At 65.1% G+C, this 19,810-nt stretch carries 7 protein-coding genes; 6 read left to right on the top strand and 1 reads right to left on the bottom strand.

Features of this window, described 5'->3' with window-relative positions; translation table 11 throughout:
• Nucleotides 1-3 precede the first annotated feature (3 nt).
• Both FOY51_RS26205 and FOY51_RS26200 read left to right on the top strand, forming a co-directional pair.
• On the top strand, nucleotides 4-993 hold the full coding sequence (locus tag FOY51_RS26205) for a trypsin-like serine peptidase (protein WP_149433211.1): 990 nt from the start codon (nucleotides 4-6) through the stop codon (nucleotides 991-993).
• 14 nt (nucleotides 994-1,007) lie between these two features.
• Nucleotides 1,008-1,247, top strand: coding sequence for a hypothetical protein (locus tag FOY51_RS26200; protein ID WP_149433210.1), 240 nt, complete (start codon nucleotides 1,008-1,010; stop codon nucleotides 1,245-1,247).
• Here FOY51_RS26200 and FOY51_RS26195 read toward each other — a convergent pair whose 3' ends face one another.
• Nucleotides 1,248-2,453, bottom strand: a complete 1,206-nt coding sequence (locus FOY51_RS26195; RefSeq protein WP_187776484.1) for an FAD-dependent oxidoreductase — start codon at nucleotides 2,451-2,453, stop codon at nucleotides 1,248-1,250.
• 72 nt (nucleotides 2,454-2,525) lie between these two features.
• On the opposite strand from FOY51_RS26195, the gene FOY51_RS26190 reads away from it, so the two are divergent.
• From FOY51_RS26190 to FOY51_RS26175, 4 genes are all read left to right on the top strand, one after another.
• Complete coding sequence (locus FOY51_RS26190; RefSeq protein ID WP_149433208.1) at nucleotides 2,526-2,972, top strand: MarR family winged helix-turn-helix transcriptional regulator; 447 nt, start codon at nucleotides 2,526-2,528, stop codon at nucleotides 2,970-2,972.
• Complete coding sequence (locus FOY51_RS26185) at nucleotides 2,969-3,610, top strand: VC0807 family protein (RefSeq protein WP_149433207.1); 642 nt, start codon at nucleotides 2,969-2,971, stop codon at nucleotides 3,608-3,610. Before FOY51_RS26190 ends, FOY51_RS26185 begins: the two co-directional genes overlap by 4 nt.
• A gap of 222 nt (nucleotides 3,611-3,832) precedes the next feature.
• On the top strand, nucleotides 3,833-5,020 hold the full coding sequence (locus tag FOY51_RS26180; RefSeq protein ID WP_149433230.1) for an RtcB family protein: 1,188 nt from the start codon (nucleotides 3,833-3,835) through the stop codon (nucleotides 5,018-5,020).
• Between the two features lie 225 nt (nucleotides 5,021-5,245).
• A partial coding sequence (locus tag FOY51_RS26175; RefSeq protein WP_149433206.1) for a non-ribosomal peptide synthetase occupies nucleotides 5,246-19,810 on the top strand: 14,565 nt, incomplete at its 3' end.

Genomic DNA, 19,810 nt, shown 5'->3' with positions numbered 1-19,810 from the left:
GCCATGTCCGAACACCCCGAGTCCAAGAAGCCCGCGAACGGATCGGTCGGCGTTCCGGCCGGAAACATCGTGTCGCCCGTGCAAGAAGCGGTCGCGCAATCCGAGTGGTTGACCGAAGACTTCCTGGCAGCGGAGCCCTACCCCATTCCCGACGTGACTCCAGAGCAGGTCGAGGAGTTTCTGCAACAGCAACTGGACTCGGCATCGCAGTCAGGCAGCACCAGCGCGGGCGGCGAGCCTGGGTCGTCGGCCGGTATCGCCGACGCCAAACCGACTGCCGGCCACAGCTATCCGCCGCCGTTCAATCAGCACGAGGTGCTGGTGCCCTACACCACGTATCCCTATTGCACCGTGGGGAAGGTGTTCTTCAATCAGAACGGTGGCAGCTGGGTGGCCTCCGCGGCATCCATCGGTAACAACGCAATCTGGACGGCAGGCCACGTCGTCCACGCGGGTGACAACAAGCCCACCGGGTGGTCCACCAACATGGTCTTCGTGCCCGGATACAAGGACGGCGCTGCACCGTACGGGCAGTTCGCCGTTCGCCAGCTTTCGACGCGCCTCGCGTGGTACCAGCACGGCAACCCGGGTGGTCTGTACGAGGACATGGGTGCCGGGATCGCGGATCCGCTGAACGGCAGGACCCTCAGTCAGACGGTCGGCTGGCTCGGCTTCGCCTGGAATTTCGATCGTAATCAGGTGTGGACCTCGCTCGGCTACCCGGCGGCTGCGCCCTTCAACGGTCAGCGCATGTTTCAGGACACGGCGGCGTACGCGAACGACGGCTCCGTCCCCGGATCTCCCGCAACGGTCGGAATCGGCTGCAGCATGACCGGTGGGTGCAGTGGCGGCCCGTGGGCGCTGGGCTTCGGCTCCACGAACTACGTCAACGGCGAAAACAGCTACTCGATCAACGGTCAACCGCTCGAGATCTACAGTCCCTACTTCGGTGACAACGCCCATTCGCTCAAAGTGTGGGCGGTAGGCTCGTAGTCGGGAGACGGCTTATGAGCACCGATGATTCGAGCGGAAATATCGCCAACGGCGGGGAACCGGCGTGCTCTCCCGACCAGGACGGCACGCCGGTGCGTCGTTGGACACGCGACGAGCAGGACGCCGCCGTTCCGATCCCGCTGCCGACAACGGAGCCGGATGTCTCTGGAGAGGTCCGAGACAACCGACATGAGCGAAATCGCAACGGGCAGAGCGAATCGGCAGGTCGTCCGGAGAGCGGCGATGCGACGTGATCAGTCGACGATTCGTAAGACCCGATCAGCAATCGGCAGTAGGCGGCGGACCACCTGATAGCTGACCGGATTGTCGAGTCGGCTCCGCCATTTCAGGGGCTGTAGCGAATCGCGGATCGCGTCGGCGGCGTACGGGACGACGATTCGGTGATACTCGCGCAAGGCTGCGTCGAGGGTGGTGGTGCCCTTCGCCGCGATCGCGAGCTGCACGCCGAGGTGCTCGGCATCGAGGATCGCGGTGGCGGCTCCGCGGCCGCCGGTGGGCGGCATCGCGTGCACCGCATCGCCGAGCGCAGTGACCGGTCCCGGTCGCCAGGGGAGAAGATTGTCCGGGTCGCTCGCAAGGTAGGGGAACGACGTGATGGATTCCGGGTCGGCGTCGTCGATCAGTCGGCGCAGCTGTGGGGACCATCCGGCGAACCTGTCGATGGCGTGGCTGTGCAGATCGCCTGTACTGCTGAGCTTTTCGTCGAGAACGGCACCCCACAGCAGGTACGGCTCCTCGCGATGCGCGGGTACCTCCGAGCACGTGGTCGGGTCGACGACCGACGTGCGCGGATCGTGGAAGGACAGAAACACGGCGAGACCCTTCGGGCCGATCGCGAACGCCGGACCGGAACCGAGGGCCGACGGGAGCAGACTGCGATCGGTGATGGGAGTGCGACCGGCCAGTCCGAACACGTGCAGTTCGTTTGCCGTCGGCCCGTCGGCGAGGGCTTCGGCGACGAGGGATCGGGCGCCGTCGGCGCCGACCAGGACGTTCGCGTTCTCGGCACTGTCGTCGGCGAAATGTGCGGTGATCGTCGCGTCGTCCTCAGTGGTGAACCGGGTGTACTCGCGTCCGAAATGTAGTTCTTCGCCGAGTTCGAACGCGAGGATCTTGCGCAGTGGAATGCGGCCGATCAGCATCCCGTCGTCGGTCTCGTTGCGTGGAATGCGCATGAGCGGCCGCATGCCTTGATCGAGAAACGTGAACTGCCGGAACATCTCCGGGCCCGACGCGCTGGCCTGCAGTGCGCGAAAAGCCTCGGGTGACAGGCGACGACGCAGGACGTCCGTCGCCGCTGAGTTCAGATGCAGTCGGTAGCCCCCGGTGTCGTCGACGTGCGCGTCGCGGTCGTAGACACGAACATCGACTCCGAATCCGCGCAGGATGTGCGCGAGCGTGAGGCCGCCGATCCCGGCTCCGATGACGATCACCTTCATGAAACAACCGATTCTGTCGACGCTGAGTTTCAGGGACCTGCAATTTAATAAGGTACCTGATACTTTGGAGTTGTGCCCGATGTCGAATGGTCCACCGACGACCTGGCCGCGCTGCCGGCCTGGACATTGGTTCAGGCCTATCACGCTGTGGCGCAAGGTTTTGGCGAGATCTTCGCGGAGCATCGTCTCACTCCGGTCCAGTTCGGAGTGCTTGCGCAACTGGCTGCGACACCGGGTCTGACTCAATCCCAGCTGGCCAGGCGGGTGCTGATCAGGCCGCAGAGCATGGGCGAGCTGATCGGCACGCTGGTGGAGCGCGGTCTGCTGGAGCGGCATGGGCCAGGGGGGCGGGGTCGACCGGTGCCCGTCACGCTCACCGATCAAGGACGACGCACTTTGGCGTCGGCAGGAGATTCGGTTCGCGCCTTCAATCAACCGTCCGCACTCGGTATGTCGGCCGACGAGGCTGCGACATTGAATGCATTGCTGCACAAGCTCATTGGGTCTCGCCAGACATGAACGGCGCAGTCCGCGTCGCGTGGACCGTGACAGAGAACGTGATAATCCCCGTCGCGGTGTATCTGCTGCTGCACGCGATCGGGTGGCAGCCGGTATGGGCTTTGGTCGGTGCGGCCGCGACGTCGGTTGTGGTGCTGGCGATCGGCTACCTCCGGACGCGGGAGCTCACCACGCTCGGATTGATGGTCCTGCTCCGATTCGCCCTCGATATCGCGGTCGCCGTCATCACCGGCGATCCACAACTCGAGTTGGCGAAGGACTTCGCGATCACCGGATCGATCGGTCTGGTTGCGGCGGTGTCGCTGCTGTGGCAACGCCCGCTGATTGCGCGCATCCGACGTGACATTGCCGGGCGGCCTGCGGAATTCGACGACAATTGGGCGCGGGAACCCAGCTTTCGCTCCCTTCATCGACGGATGAGCGCGGTGTGGGCGGTCGGGCTGATCGGCGAGGGTATCGCCGGCGTCGCGCTTGTCTACTCGTTGCCACTCACCGTGGCTGTGGTGGCAACGAGCATCCTCAGCCCCGGAACGCTGTTCAGCCTGATCGGCTGGACTCAATACCGTGCACACAGGTGGCAGGTACAGCACGACCTCGTAAATCACTCGCCGGACCCGTCGGACGTGCGTAACGTGTAGCCCCGACAGCGAATGTGCCGGACACGAGAAGGATAGGGAGACAACGATGATCGAGTTTCGGAAACAACCGAGCACGTATCGCAGACTGCCTCGCGCCGGTCAGCCGTGTCTCCGTCGTCGTATTGAGGTCTGACGACTTCGTTCCATTCTGGAGGCACCCCCGGCGTTATGCCGGGGGTGTTTTTTGTTGTCGACCGAATCGAGAGAAGGGAAGTGAGCCGGATGTTTCCGGTGGAGTTGTCAGGTGCAGCCGCGTCGACATTGATGTGGGCGGACGAGTCGACGATCGAAGAGGCGGCGCTGCGGCAGTTGCGCAACATCGCGTCGCTGCCGTGGGTGCACGGCGTGCGCGTGCTGCCGGACGTGCACCTGGGTAAGGGTGCGACGGTCGGTTCGGTCATCGCCATGCGCCAGGCCGTCGCGCCTGCTGCGGTAGGTGTCGATATCGGCTGCGGCATGACAGCGGTGCGCACCGATGTGACGGCGTCCGATCTGCCGGACGACCTACGGCCTATCCGTGATCGCATCGAGGCTGCGGTGCCGGTCGGATTCTCGATGCACGACGCTGCCGTCGACGTCGGCTTGCTGGGTCTTGGAAAGGGCTGGAACGAGTTCTGGCGTGGGTTCGACGCGCTTGATCCCGCCGTTCATAAGCGGGAGTCGCGGGCGATGCGACAGGTGGGCACACTCGGCGGTGGCAACCACTTCATCGAGGTGTGTCTCGCCGACGACGATCGGGTGTGGTTGATGCTGCACTCGGGGTCGCGGAACATCGGCAAGGAACTCGCCGAGCGGCACATCTCGATCGCGAAGGGCCTCGCGCACAACCAGGGCCTCGTCGATCGCGATCTAGCCGTGTTTCTCGCGGGAACGCCGCAGATGGACGCGTACCGGCGTGATCTCACCTGGGCGCAGGAGTACGCCGCGCGCAACAGGGCGGTGATGGTCGCGCTGGTGATGCGGGCGTTCGCCGAGTCGTTCGCCGAGCGCGGTGTCGCCTTCGACGAGCCAATCTCCTGCCATCACAACTACGTGGCGGAGGAGACGATCGACGGCGAGCAGATGCTCGTAACCCGGAAGGGTGCCATCCGCGCCGGTCGGGGCGATCTGGGGTTGATTCCGGGGTCGATGGGCACGGGGTCGTATGTGGTTCGTGGTCTGGGTTCGGCGCAGTCGTTTCAGTCGGCATCGCACGGTGCGGGCAGGCGCATGAGCAGGACCAAGGCGAAGAAGCTGTACACGGTCGACGACCTGGTCGCGCAGACCATGGGCGTGGAGTCCCGCAAGGACGCCGGCGTTGTCGACGAGATTCCCGGTGCCTACAAGGATATCGACAGCGTCATCGCAGCCCAGGCCGACCTGGTCGAGGTCGTGGCGAAGCTGCGTCAGGTCGTGTGCGTGAAGGGGTGAAACCGGGCCCGGCTGCCGTTGCTTTTTGGGGGTGGCCGGGCCTGGTCGGCGCTACTACTTTGGGATACGGACTTCAGGGGGTCCGGCCTGGTTCGAGCCGAGAGGATCGTCGCCGAAGTACGGTGGACGGTGGTCTCGAGCCCCCAACTGTGAGGTGTGCCGGGTTTGTCCATATCGTCGAACGGAGTTGGTCGTCAGTGACATCGGTGTCGTGTGCCTGAGTCGATGACAGGTGCCGCGCCCAGCCTCACTGATCTGCTGGAGCATGCGGCTGACGTGTCGCCGGAGCTGTTGGCGTTCGCCGTCGACGACGTCTCGGCGACGTTCGCGCAACTGCACGGTCGGGTGGTCCAGTTGCGACCGATCCTGCAGATGCAAGGGCTCGACGGCGATGCCGCGATCTCGTCGGCGGTCACGATGTTGGCTCCGACGATCGCGCAGGGTAGTCCCGCAGAGGTGGCCGACCGGATTCAGCGGATTTTGATCGACGTCCGCTCGCGTGCGGGCGATGCGGCGGGCACCGAGGACGTTCGGACGCTGGTATCGCTCTTCGAGGAACAGGTAGCGCGGACACCCGACGCGGTGGCGATCGTCTGCGATGGCATCGCCCTGACCTATCGGCAGTTCGACGCACGCGCAAACCGGTTGGCACGCCATTTGATCGGCCTCGGTGTCGGCGCGGAGTCCCTCGTCGGCGTCGGCATGCGCAGGTCGGTCGACCTGCTTGTCGGCCTGTATGCGGTGATCAAGGCGGGCGGCGCGTACGTGCCGCTCGATCCCGATCACCCGATGGACCGCACCGCCTACATCCTCGACGTCGCCCAGCCGGTCTGTGTGCTGGTAACCGAGCGCGACGGCTTCGAGCTGCCTGCCGGTACAGCCACGGTCGCCGTCGATGTGGTGGACGCCGGTATCAACTCCGACGCGACGATCACCGACCAGGAACGACTGCGCGGGCTGACACCTGCCAACTGCGCGTACGTGATCTTCACGTCGGGGTCCACCGGCCGACCCAAGGGTGTCGCGTTGACCCATGGCGCCGTCGTGAACCAGCTGTTGTGGATTCAGCAGGAATACGGGTTGACCGCAGCCGATGCGATGCTGCAGAAAACCCCGGTCACCTTCGACGTGTCGGTGTGGGAACTGTTCTGGCCCTTCCAAATCGGTGCCCGACTGGTCATCGCCGAGCCCGACCGGCACGCGGATGCCGACTATCTGGCGCAGACGATCGAGGCCGAATCCATCACGGTCGCAACGTTTGTTCCGACGATGCTCACCGCATTCGTGTCCGAGCCGGGCATCCGGATAGCGGAATCGCTCGACAGTGTCCTTGCGATCGGCGAGGCACTTCCGGCATCGACGGCCGAGCAACTTCGTTCGCTGTCGTCGGCTCGCCTGCACAACCTGTACGGGCCGACGGAGGCCGCGGTGTCGGCGACCTTCCACGAGGCGGTGCCGAACGACACGGCATCGGTGCCGATCGGCCTGCCGGTTGCGAACACCCGAGCTTTCGTGCTCGATTCCCGGTTGCGTCCGGTTCCGCCCGGTGTGGCAGGCGAGCTGTATCTGTCCGGCGTGCAGTTGGCCCGCGGCTATGTCACCCGACCCGAGTTGACGTCGGATCGGTTCGTGGCCAACCCGTTCGGTGAACCGGGCGAGCGGATGTATCGCACCGGCGACCTGGTGCTGTGGAGCGGCAAGTCGGGGGCCGGACCACTCGGTGAACTGGAATATCTGGGGCGCACGGACTTTCAGGTGAAGGTGCGCGGCCTGCGGATCGAACTCGGCGAGATCGAGGCCGCGCTGACCGAGCACGACGCGGTTGCGCGCTCGGTGGTGATCGTGCGGGAGGACAAGCCGGGACAGCAACAACTGGTCGCGTACGTCGTGCCGAGCAACGGTTCCATCGACACCGCGGAGCTGGCAGCACATGCCGGCCGCACCCTGCCCGCCTACATGGTGCCTGCCGCTGTGCTCGTGCTGGATCGGCTGCCGCTGAACTCGTCGGGCAAGCTCGACCGAAATGCGTTGCCCCAACCGGTGTACGAGGCAAGGACGTTCACGGCTCCGACAAACCCGGTCGAAGAGATCGTGGCGGAGTCGTTCTCGGCCGTGCTCGGCATCGACAGGGCCGGAGTGGACGACGACTTCTTCGAGCTCGGTGGAAACTCGCTGATGGCAACGCAGTTGGTCGCCCGGTTGGGCGTTGCGCTCGGCAGTCGCGTGACGGTTCGCGAGTTGTTCGAGGCTCCGACGGTCGGCGCGCTCGCCGCGCGTGTCGAAACCGACGTCACGCACGTTCGCACGGTGCCGCTGGTCCCGCAGGTCCGCCCGGAGCGAATCCCGCTGTCGCTTGCCCAGCAGCGCATGTGGTTCCTCAACCAGTTCGACATAGAGTCGGCGGTGAACAACCTGCCGGTGGTGCTGCGGTTGAGCGGCGAGATCGACGTCGATGCGTTACAAGCCGCGGTCGGCGACGTGATCGAGCGCCACGAATCGCTGCGCACGGTCTTCCCGGTCGACGACGGCGATGCGTACCAGGTGATCGTCCCTGCTGCGCACGTGATTCCGGACCTGACCCCGATCGAGGTGGACGAGTCGGAGATCGCCACCCGTGTGCACGACATCGTGTCGGCCGGCTTCGATGTCACCGCCGATGTTCCGTTGCGCGCGCAGCTGTTGGCCTCCGGCCCCGTGCGTGAAATTCAGGGCCCTGGCACCCGACTTCACGCACAGTTCGTGTTGGTCTTCGTCGTTCACCACATCAGCGGCGACGGCTGGTCGATGGGACCGCTGACGCGCGATGTGATGGCCGCATATTCGGCACGGTGCTCGGGCGCAGCGCCGAGTTGGACGCCCCTGCCGGTCCAGTACGCCGACTACTCACTGTGGCAGCGTGCCGTTCTCGGTTCGGAAGACGATCCAGAATCCATTGTCTCGCAGCAGATCACCTACTGGCAGACCGCACTGGCCGATTTGCCGGACGAGCTGAACCTGCCATCGGATCGGCCACGGCCTGCCGTGCAATCGTTCGCGGGCGGCAACGTCGAATTCCAGATCGCAGCCGATCTGCATCGGAGCCTGTCTGACCTCGCACGCGATCAAGGCGCGACCCTGTTCATGGTCATGCACTCCGCGCTGGCGGTGTTCCTTGCACGCATGTCGGGCACCGACGACATTGCCATCGGCACCCCGGTCGCAGGACGCGGCGAGCGTGCGTTGGACGACATGATCGGCATGTTCGTCAATACCCTGGTCCTGCGTAGTCACATCGACGGCGGTGCGCTGTTCGCCGACGTGGTGCGGCAGACGCGCGACGCCAATCTGGAAGCGTTCGGACACGCGGACGTCCCGTTCGAGCGACTTGTCGATGCGCTCAATCCGGAGCGGTCGACAGCGCGTCATCCGCTGTTCCAGGTCGCGCTGTCGTTCGCGAACCTGGCGCCCAGCTCGCTGACATTGCCCGAACTGACTGTCGACGGTGTCGACGCCGAAGTTACCTCGGCCAAGTTCGACCTGGCGCTGACGCTCACGGAAAACGTTGACGTCGGCGGTATTGCGGCTGAACTCGCCTATGCCCGTGATCTTTTCGATCAGTCGACCGTCGAGTCTTTTGCGGATCGCTTCACTCGCCTGCTGCGCTCGATCGTCACAGGCGCAGGTACTCCAATAGGTGACCTCGCGCTGTTGGACGAGGTCGAATATCGCACTCTCACTCACGTGCACGGTTCGGCAGCGTCTACGCGAACCTTGCTCGTCGATTGCTTCGCTCGAGGCGCGCTGCGCAATCCGGACAAGACGGCCGTTCGATACCAAGATCGATCGATTACGTATCGGGAATTGGACGAGGCATCGTCGCGACTGGCTCGGCTGTTGATCCAACGCGGTGTCGGGCCGGAAACCTTTGTGGCTTTGGCATTTCCGCGTAGCTATCAGATGGTGCTCGCCGTCTGGGCAGTCGCGAAGACCGGTGGCGCGTATGTGCCGATCGATCCGACGTTGCCCGATGCTCGGATCCGCTACATGCTCTCGGATTCCGCTGCGATCATCGGTATCACGACGAGCGAGTTCGTCGAGGCACTGCCCACCGACACCGACTGGCTCTTGCTCGACGACCCGGCCACGATCGACGCCGCTGCCGTGCAGGACAATTCGCCGGTACCGGACTCGGAGCGGCTGCTCCCGCTGCGACCACGGCATGCCGCGTACATGATCTACACGTCGGGCTCGACGGGAATGCCCAAGGGTGTGCTGCTCACCCATTCCGGTCTCGGTCCGTTGGTCGACATCGCCACCGATCTCTACCACCTCACCGCGGCCGCGCGGTTCCTCCATATCTGTTCTCCGAGTTTCGATCCGTCGATTCTCGAATGGTGTGCCACCTTCTACGCCGGAGCGACCCTGGTGATCGTGCCTGCGTCGATCATCGGTGGCCCCGATCTCGCGGATCTGATGAAGTCCGAGCGGGTCACGCACACCGTCATGACGCCTGCCGTGCTGAGCACCATGGCGCCCGACGGCATGTCCGATCTGAAATTGATCTCGGCCGGCGGCGACGTCACGACGCCCGAGCTGGTGGCGAAATGGGCCCCCGGTCGGCGCTACATCAACGGCTACGGCCCGACCGAGACGACGATCATCTCGACGTTCGCGCGGTTGGCTCCGGGCGATACCGTGACGATCGGATCACCGGTGCGCGGCACGTCGGCCCTGGTTCTCGACACCCGGATGCGACCCGTTCCGCCCGGTGTTGCGGGCGAGCTGTACCTGGCGGGTGACGCGCTGGCCCGGGGCTACCGCGACCGGCCGGACCTGACCGCAGCGAGCTTCGTCGCCGACCCCTACGGCGAACCGGGGGAGCGGCTGTACCGCACCGGTGACGTGGTGCGGTGGAATGCGCACGGCGAGTTGGTGTTCGCGGGTCGCAGTGACTTCCAAGTCAAGGTCCGCGGCTTCCGGATCGAGCTCGGCGAGATCGATGCGGTGATCGGGGCGCATCCCGACGTCGACTTCGTGCTCACCATGGGCCGCGAATCCGCTGCCGGTGTGACGATGCTGGTGTCCTACGTCCGCCCCGCCGCCGGCGCTGCGATCGATGTGGAGCAACTGACGGATTTCGCGGCCGAAGCGTTGGCGTCGCACATGGTTCCGGCCGCAATCGTGGTGCTCGACGAGGTGCCGCTGACACCGGTGGGCAAGCTCGACCGCAAAGCACTCCCACTTCCGGTTTTCGACGTCGCTGTCTTTCGTGCACCGACCAATTCGGTGGAAGAAGTTGTGGCCGAGGTCTTTGCCGACGTGCTCGGCATCGAGCAGGTAGGGCTGGACGACGACTTCTTCGCCCTCGGTGGAAACTCACTGGTGGCAACGCGTGTCGTCGCTCGTATCGGCGCGGCACTCGGCGTTCGGCTTCCCGTGCGTGCATTGTTCGATGCGCCGACAGTGGAGGCGCTGGCGGCGCGCTCCGAAATGCGCACCGGCGCCACCGTTCTTCCCACGCTCACCGCTCGCCCACGCCCCGATCGGATTCCGCTGTCGATGGCGCAGCAACGGATGTGGTTTCTGAACCGGTTCGACACCGAGTCTGCTGTGAACAACGTCCCTGCCGCCATCCGGTTGTCGGGAGCTCTCGACCTTGCCGCTCTGCGACTGGCACTTGGCGACGTGGTCGCACGGCACGAGACTCTACGGACGCGTTACCCGGAGCACGATGGCGTTGCGTCGCAGATCGTTCTGCCTGCGAGACAGCAGCTTCCCGAGCTGACGCCGATTCAGGTCGCCGAGTCCGACCTTGCCGACGTGGTGGCCGAGACGATATCGCTCGGCTTCGACGTGGCCGTCGAGGTGCCATGGCGAATCACGCTGTTCCAGTTGGGTGCCGCGGAGTTCGTGCTGGTGTCGGTTGTCCATCACATCGCCGCCGACGGCTGGTCGATGGGACCACTGACCCGGGACGTGATGCTCGCCTATGCGGCACGAGCAGCCGGCGGCGCACCGGAGTGGGCACCGTTGGCAGTGCAGTACGCCGACTACGCTCTGTGGCAGCGCGAGATGCTGGGATCGGAAGCCGATCCCGACTCGCTACTGTCCCAACAGCTGAAGTTCTGGTCGGAGAACCTCGCGGACATTCCCGATCAACTTGACCTGCCTGCCGACAGGCAGCGCCCCGCTGTCGCGTCCGGTCGGGGAGCGACCTACTCGTTCGACATTGCGGCAGAGACGTATTCGAGGTTGGACGCGGTTGCCCGCGATCGCGATGCGACGCTGTTCATGGTTGCGCACGCCGCATTCGCGGTGCTGATCTCGCGATTGACGGGGTCGGCCGATGTGGTGATCGGGACGCCGGTCGCGGGGCGCGGCGATGCCGATCTCGACGATCTGATCGGCATGTTCGTCAACACCCTTGCGCTGCGCACCCGGCAAGATCCGTCCGCGTCTTTTGCCGATGTACTCGCCGCCGCCCGCGAGACCGATCTGCAGGCCTTCGCGCATGCAGAGGTGCCGTTCGAGCGCTTGGTCGAGGTCATCGACCCAGAGCGATCGCAAGGCAGGCACCCGATCTTCCAGTCGGTGCTCTCGTTCGAGAACCTGCCGCCGATCTCGCTCGAGCTTTCCGGTCTGACGGCGTCCGGTGTGGATCTCGCGATCGATACGGCCAAGTTCGATCTGCTCCTCACACTCCGCGAAGACGGCGCGGCCGAATTCACCTATGCCACAGACTTGTTCGATCGTGCGACGGTGTCCGGATTCGCCGATCGGTTCCTGCTGATCCTCGAGGCGATCGTCGCCGACGCAGATGTCCCCATCGGCGACATCGAGTTGCTAGACGACGCAGAGCGGCGCCGTCTCGTCCCCCGCCGCGGTGCACCCGCGCAGACGCCGCGAGTGCTGCCCGACCTCCTGGCCTCGGCCGCCGAGAACGGCGCAGCGACCGCGTTGATCTCCGGCAGCGCCGAGGTGACCTATCGCGAGCTGGACAGCCGGTCGAATCAGCTGGCGCACAGCCTTATCCGTCGCGGCGTCGGACCCGAAGATCTGATCGCCGTCGCGGTGCCGCGGTCGGTGGAAGCCGTGGTTGCGGTGTGGGCAGTGACGAAGGCCGGTGCTGCATTCGTACCGGTCGATCCGAGCTATCCGGCGGATCGAATCACCCACATGATCACGGACTCCGGTGCCGTGCTCGGACTGTCGGTCGCTGCCGTTCGAGAGACGTTGCCGGACAACGTCGAGTGGCTCGGTATCGACGACCTCGAGGAAACGACCGAAGCCATCACAGACGCGATGCGCGTTCGGACATTGCGTACCGAACATCCCGCCTATGTGATCTACACCTCCGGCTCCACAGGTACGCCCAAGGGCGTCATCGTCACTCATGCCGGAATGGCCAACTTCGCTGCTGAACAACGGCATCGCTACGGAATTCGCGCATCGTCGCGTGTACTCGGTGTCTCGTCACCCAGCTTCGACGCCTCGATGCTGGAACTGCTCATGGTCGTCGATGCCGCTGCCACGCTGGTGATATCGCCTGCCGAGGTATTTGCCGGCGACGCGCTGGAGCAGGTGATCGTTCGAGGTCGCGTGACGCATGCCTTCATCACGCCGAGTGTGCTGGCCTCGATGGACCCGGCGCACATGATCGGAACCCTGGAAGTGCTTGTCGCGGGCGGTGAGGCCGTCTCCGCAGATGTGGTCGCGCGCTGGGCGCCCGGACGCCTGCTGTTCAACGGCTACGGACCGACGGAGACCACGATCATGGCCGCCATCAGCGATCCGCTGGTCGCCGACGAGCCGGTGACGATGGGCGGCCCGATCCGCGGGATGCGCGCGGTCGTGCTCGACGAGCGCTTGCATCCAGTGCCGGTCGGCGTTGTCGGCGAGCTGTTTCTCGCGGGTATTCAGCTCGCGCGGGGCTATCACGCGCGAAGGGGTTTGACCGCCGAGCGCTTCGTTGCCGATCCCTACGGCGTTGCGGGCGAACGTCTTTATCGCACCGGCGACCTCGTCCGCTGGACGGCTGACGCAACACTCGATTACCGGGGGCGCAGCGACTTCCAGGTGAAGGTGCGTGGCCTGCGCATCGAACTCGGTGAGATCGAGGCTGTGCTCGCCGAGCACGAGGCGATCGACTTCGCCGTCGTCACCGCAGATCGGTCCGCGCTTGCGGGATTCGTCGTCGCGGCGCAGGGGCGGACGGTCGATCTCGCCGCGGTTACCACGTTCCTGGCGGAGCGCCTGCCGGCTCACATGGTGCCGACCAGCATCACCGTGCTGGACGCGGTGCCGCTCACGCCGGTCGGCAAGCTCGACCGAAAAGCGCTGGTGGCGCTACCGATCGAGCGTGAGACCACGTTCTCGGCTCCGCGCACGGAGGACGAGCGCGCCATCGCAGCGGTATTTGCCGACGTCCTCGGGGTCGAGCGCGTCGGCATTCACGATTCGTTCTTCGGCTTGGGCGGCGACAGCATTCTGTCCATTCAGCTGGTCTCCCGTGCTTCCGCGGCCGGCGTTCGCTTCACGCCCAAGGACGTGTTCGAAAGCAAGACGGTGGCGAGGCTCGCGCAGGTGGCCGTGCGCGAAACCGCCGCTCCCACCTTGGAAGAGATGTCCGGCGCGGGCGTCGGAGCGGTGCGGCTGACGCCGATCGTCCGCTGGTTGGTCGGCCGCTCCGGGGCGCACGATCGCTTCTCGCAGGCGGTTCTGCTGACGTTGCCCAGCGATGCCGATCACGATGCGGTGCGCCTGCTGATCCAAGCACTGATGGACCGGCACGACATGCTGCGATCCGCGCTGTACGCGGTCAACGACGACGAATGGCACTGGGAGGTCGGCGAGGTCGGTTCTGTCGACGCCGCCGACATGCTCGCCGAGGTTCATCTGGACGCCGCGCCAGGGACAGCCGCATTCGAGCAGGCAGTGCTGTCCGAACATGCCCGAGCCGCCGAGCGACTGGTACCTGCGACGGGCAAGTTGGTGCAGCTGGTCCACCTGACCTCCGACCGCAACGACGCCGGCCGGGTACTGCTGGTGATCCACCATCTCGCTGTCGACGGCGTCTCGTGGCGCATCCTCATTCCGGAACTGGTGACCGGATGGTCTCAGTTGGTTGCGGGACAACAGATCTCGCTGCCCGATGTCGGCACGTCCATGCGCCGCTGGGCGCACGAGCTCCGGAACGTTGCGACCGATCGCATCGGCGAGCGGGACCTCTGGCGACAGATCGTCGATGCCCCCGACGCGCTGCTCGGCACCCGTGTCCTCGACCCCACGGTCGACCTGGAATCGACAGCGGATCGCGTTCGGCTGACGCTGTCGACGGAGCTCACTTCGCGGCTGACGACCACCGTCCCCGCAGCGTTTCGTGGCGGGGTGAACGACGGTCTGCTCGCGGGTCTCGCACTGGCACTTGCGCAGTGGCGCCGAAGACGTGAGTGCACGCAGCGCGACGCCTTCGTTTTCGTCGAAGGCCATGGCCGCGAGGAGCAGATAGCTCCTGGCGCCGACCTGTCCAACACGGTGGGTTGGTTCACCACCATGTTCCCCGTGCGGCTCGACGCTCTCGCGCTCGGCGCGTCGATCGGCGATGTCGTCAAGCACGCGAAGGAGAGTCTGCTCGCGCTGCCCGACAAGGGAATTGGCTACGGACTACTGCGCTACCTCGACACCGATTCCCATCTCGGTGGCTTCGCTGATCCCCAGATCAGCTTCAACTACCTCGGGCGGGCCGGGTCGGTCGATGCAGGAGAGGGTGCGTGGCTACCTGCGCCCGAGACGATTGCCTTCGGTGGTGGGAACGACGAGGATCTTGCGCTGTCGGCAGTCATCGGGATCAACGCGATCGTCGGCGGCGCCGCGGACGGCGAACGACTTGCCGCCGAGTTCCTCTTCGCGCCCGGCATTCTGGACCGTTCCGCGGTGCAGGAGCTTGCAGATCTGTGGGCGGACGCTCTCGACTCGATCGGTCGCTACGCCGTCGACGTCGTCGATGCGGGCCTGACGCCGTCCGATGTTGCCGCACAGGGCATTCGGCAGACCGACGTCGATCACATTGCAACCCGGTATCCGACGGTCACCGACATCTGGCCGCTGTCGCCGCTGCAGTACGGCCTGTATTTCCACGCCGAACTCAGCGGTGGCGACTTGGATGTCTACACCGCGCAGACATCGCTCCACTTCTCCGGAGAAGTCGACGAGTCTCGGCTGCGTCGGTCCGCCGATCTCTTGGTGCGCCGACATCCGAACCTGGGTGCAGCCTTCCTGCACGCGGCGGACGGCAGTCCCTACCAAGTGATCTCGACCGATGTCGACGTGCCCTGGAACGCCCTGGATTTTCACGATCTGCGGCCCGACGACGCGCGTGCGGAACTCGACAGAGTCCTCGCAGCGGACCGGCGTGCCCCGTTCGACATGGCTGCTCCGCCGCTGATTCGCTTCACCTACGTGCAGATGCCGGCCGATGCTTCCGTGCTGATCGTGAACAATCACCACATTCTGCTCGACGGTTGGTCGATGCCACTCGTGCAACGCGAATTGATGACGCTCTATGCGACAGCGAATTCGGACGTCGACCTGCCACCGAGCCGGCCGTATGTCGACTACCTGTCGTGGGTGCAGTCGCAGAACAGCGCATTCAGCAGGCAAGCGTGGCGGACCGTGCTGCAGGACGCCGAACCCACGCTGATCGCGCGAGCGGCGACCGGCGACAGCCGGTTCCCCGTCGATCTGTCGGTCGAGCTGGACGAAGAGTCGACTCGTCGGCTGACGGAACGCCTTGGCGCGCTGGATATCACGATGAGCACGGCGACGCAGCTGGCATGGGCGATAATGCTCGCCACTGTCACCGGTCGTGATCACGTGGTGTTCGGCGAGACGGTATCCGGTCGACCGGCGCTGCTCGCCGGTGTCGAGTCGATGGTCGGGTTGTTCATCAACACTGTGCCCGTCGCGGCTCATGTCGACCCGAGCGCGACGTTGGCCCAGGCGCTCGCCGCGTTGCAGGCCGACAAATCACAGGTCCTGGACCACCACTACCTCGGCCTGTCCGACATCGTCGGCGAAAGTGACACCACCGGTGCGCTGTTCGACACACTGACGGTGTTCGAGTCCTATCCGGTCGATCCCGTCGGGATCGGCGTCGAGGTGGACCGCGCCGGGCTTCGCGTCACCGGAATCGACGGCGTCGATGCAACTCACTATCCGTTGATGCTGCAGTCGCAGCTCGATTCGCGCCTGCAGCTGCGGATTCGGTACCAGCCGGACAGCGTGGACCCGGGGACCGCGGCACTGTTCGCGCGCGGTCTGCGTACGATCCTGGCGACAATTGCGGACGATTCGACCGTGCTGACCCGCGAAATCGATTTGCTCGATGCCGCGGAGCGGCAGACCGTGCTGGTCGAGCACAATCGAACCGCGCACAGTGTCGATGGCACACAGACACTGGTCGAACTGTTCGACGAGCAAGCCGCCGCCACGCCGGACTCGACCGCCGTGCGTTACGGCGTCGAGGTACTCACCTACAGCGAGTTCGCCTCTCGAGTGCGTCGGCTTGCCCGCTACCTGATCGGCAGCGGTGTCGGTCCGGAATCACGGGTGGCCGTCGCAATTCCGCGGTCGACCGAGCTGGTCGTGGCAATTCATGCGGTGCTGGCGGCGGGTGGCGCCTACGTGCCCATCGACCCGGAACACCCGGCCGATCGCATTGCCCACGTGCTTGCCACGGCGCGTCCCGTGTGCGTGATCGGAGTGGGTGACGTGCAGGTGCCCGCGGACATCGACGTCGTCGATCTGTCGGCGCTCGACGTGAGTTCGTACGACGACGCTGCGCTCACCGACGTCGATCGACTGGGCGCTCTGCGATCCGACAACACCGCGTACGTACTCTTCACGTCGGGGTCGACCGGTCGCCCCAAAGGTGTAGTCGTTTCGCACGCCGCGGTGGTCAATCAAATCCGCTGGATCACAGCTCGTTTCGATATGAATGCCGACGACGTCGTGTTGGTGAAAACGCCGGCGACCTTCGACGTCTCGGTGTGGGAGTTGTTCGGCGCGCTGTCGGTCGGTGCGTCCATAGTCGTTGTGACGCCCGACGGGCATCGAGATCCCGCCTACCTCGCGGAGGTCATCGCAGCGCACGGGGTCACGCTCACATCGTTCGTCCCGTCGATGCTGTCCGTCTTCGCGGAATCGGCGGAGCAGCACGCGGTCTCGTCCCTGCGAGCGCTTGCCGTGGCCGGTGAAGCGTTGACGTCTGATGTGGTCGCAGCATTCCGGTCGATCTCGGGTGCAGCCGTGCACAATCTGTACGGTCCCACCGAGGTGACTGTGCACAGCACCGCGACGCGGGTAGCGGAGGAACTCGGCGCGGCTGTGTCCATCGGCAGCCCGGTGTGGAATACCCAAGCCTACGTTCTTGATTCGCGGCTCCGGCCGGTTCCGATCGGGGTTGCAGGTGAGCTCTACCTGGCCGGTCGACAACTCGCCTACGGCTACGAGTCGCGAGGTGCACTGACAGCCGATCGATTCGTTGCCAACCCGTTCGGCGACGCGGGGGATCGGCTGTACCGAACCGGCGATGTGGTCACCCGACGGACTTCCGGCGAGCTCGACTATCTGGGCCGCAGCGATTTCCAGGTGAAGCTCCGCGGTCAGCGCATCGAGCTGGGCGAGATCGAGGCTGCGCTCGACCGGCTCCCGGCAATCCGGCGATCTGTCGTTGTGGTGCGATCGGACGATCGTGTCGGCGATCAGTTGGTCGCGTATGTCGTTGTCGATGGCGATTTCGATGGCGAGGTCGATACCGCGCGGGTCCGCACGGACCTCTCGTCGACGCTGCCGACGTACATGGTGCCCGCTGCAGTCGTGGTGCTCGAGCGATTGCCGCTGAATTCTGCGGGCAAGCTGGATCGAAAGGCGTTGCCGGATCCGGTGATCGAGCAGCGCAGGTTCCGTCCTCCGGCAACGGCTGTCGAAGAAGTGGTCGCCGCGGTATATGCAGATGTGCTGGGTGTCGACCAGGCGGGCCGTGATGACGACTTCTTCACGCTCGGTGGCAATTCGTTGACAGCGACTCAGGTGGCAGCTCGACTGGGGAATGCGCTGGACGCGTCCATCAGCGTTCGCACCCTGTTCCAGGCACCGACGGTGCGCGAGCTTGCCGCCGCCGTGGAACCGCAGAAGGGCGAGGGCGCCCGTGCACCGCTGGAGCCGATGGTTCGGCCCGAGCTGATCCCGTTGTCGTCGGCGCAGCGGCGGATGTGGTTCCTGAACCGGTTCGACACTTCCTCCGCAGCGAGCAACATTCCGTTCGCGCTACGATTGTCAGGCACGCTGAACGCCGATGCGCTCGCCGCAGCACTCGCAGACGTCGTCGATCGCCACGAGACGCTGCGCACCACCTACCCCGATGTCGACGGGATTGGACACCAGTCGATCGCAGAACGTGGGAGCGTGACGACGCAACTGCAACGGGTGAACGTCGATCCTGGCGAATCGACCGACTGGATAACCGAATTCGCGCGACGCGGCTTCGACGTCGCCACGGACGTTCCGCTGCGGGCTGCGCTGTTGCGCATCAGCCCGACCGAACACGTGCTGGCGCTCGTGGTACATCATATCGCCGCCGACGGCGCGTCGATCGCGCCGTTGGCCACCGACCTCGTGACGGCCTACAGCGCTCGACTCCGCGGGTACGCACCCGACTGGACGCCGCTGTCGGTCCAGTACGCCGATTACACGCTGTGGCAACGTGAGTGGTTGGGTGCTGAAACCGACCCCGATTCGATTGCGGCACAACAGCTGGACTACTGGTCGGACACCCTTTGTGGTCTTCCGGAGCGGGTCGAGCTGCCGATCGACCGTCCGCGCCCACCGACTGCGACCAGCGCGGGTGGCCTTGTCGAGTTCACCGTCGATGCCGATCTGCGCGGCGCCCTGGAAGCTGTTGCTCAGGAACATGATGCAACCCTTTTCATGGTGCTGCACACAGCATTGGCTGTGCTGACCGCACGGTTGGCAAACACCGACGACGTCGCAATCGGAACGCCGGTGGCCGGGCGTGGTGACGCAGCGCTCGACACGTTGATCGGCATGTTCGTCAACACCGTGGTGTTGCGCACCGAAATCGATGGCGCCGCGACATTTTCCGATCTTCTCGCGACCGTGCGCGAACGCGACATCGCCGCATTCGGTAACAGCGATGTTCCGTTCGAGCGACTGGTCGAGGTGCTCGACCCGGTGCGCTCGCCTGCACATCACCCGCTGTTCCAGGTGTCGCTGGTGTTCCAGAATCTGGCGCAAGCACTTCTGGACGTCGCCGGACTCTCCTTCGACACGGTTCGACTCGACGGTGCGATCGCTCGATTCGATCTCGAGCTCACCATTTCACCGCTCGATGGTGCCGGGCTGGCCGCCGGATTCACCTATGCCGCAGACCTGTTCGACGAGCAGACTGTGGAGCGATTCGCTCGGCAGTACGTGATGCTGTTGCGTGCGCTGGTCGCAGACGCGCAGACACCAGTCGGTGACGCGAACCTGCTCGACGCGTCGGAGCGTAATCGCGTTGTCACGGAATGGAACGCAACGGAGCACCCGGTCGGTCGACTGACGTTGCCAGAGTTGTTGTCGGCGCCTTCGGATCCCGACGCAGTTGCGATCACGTTCGAGGGCATGTCTCTGACGTATGGAGACTTCAGTGACCGTGTGAATCGCCTTGCGCGGCGGTTGATTGCGGATGGTGTGGGTCCGGAATCGTTGGTTGCGGTTGCGATGCGACGGTCGTTGGATTTGGTTGTCGGT

This window comes from Antrihabitans cavernicola, assembly GCF_008297975.1.
Classification (GTDB): domain Bacteria; phylum Actinomycetota; class Actinomycetes; order Mycobacteriales; family Mycobacteriaceae; genus Antrihabitans; species Antrihabitans cavernicola.
Note: the sequence above shows the minus strand (reverse complement) of the source record. Positions and strands in the feature narration are given on the sequence as shown.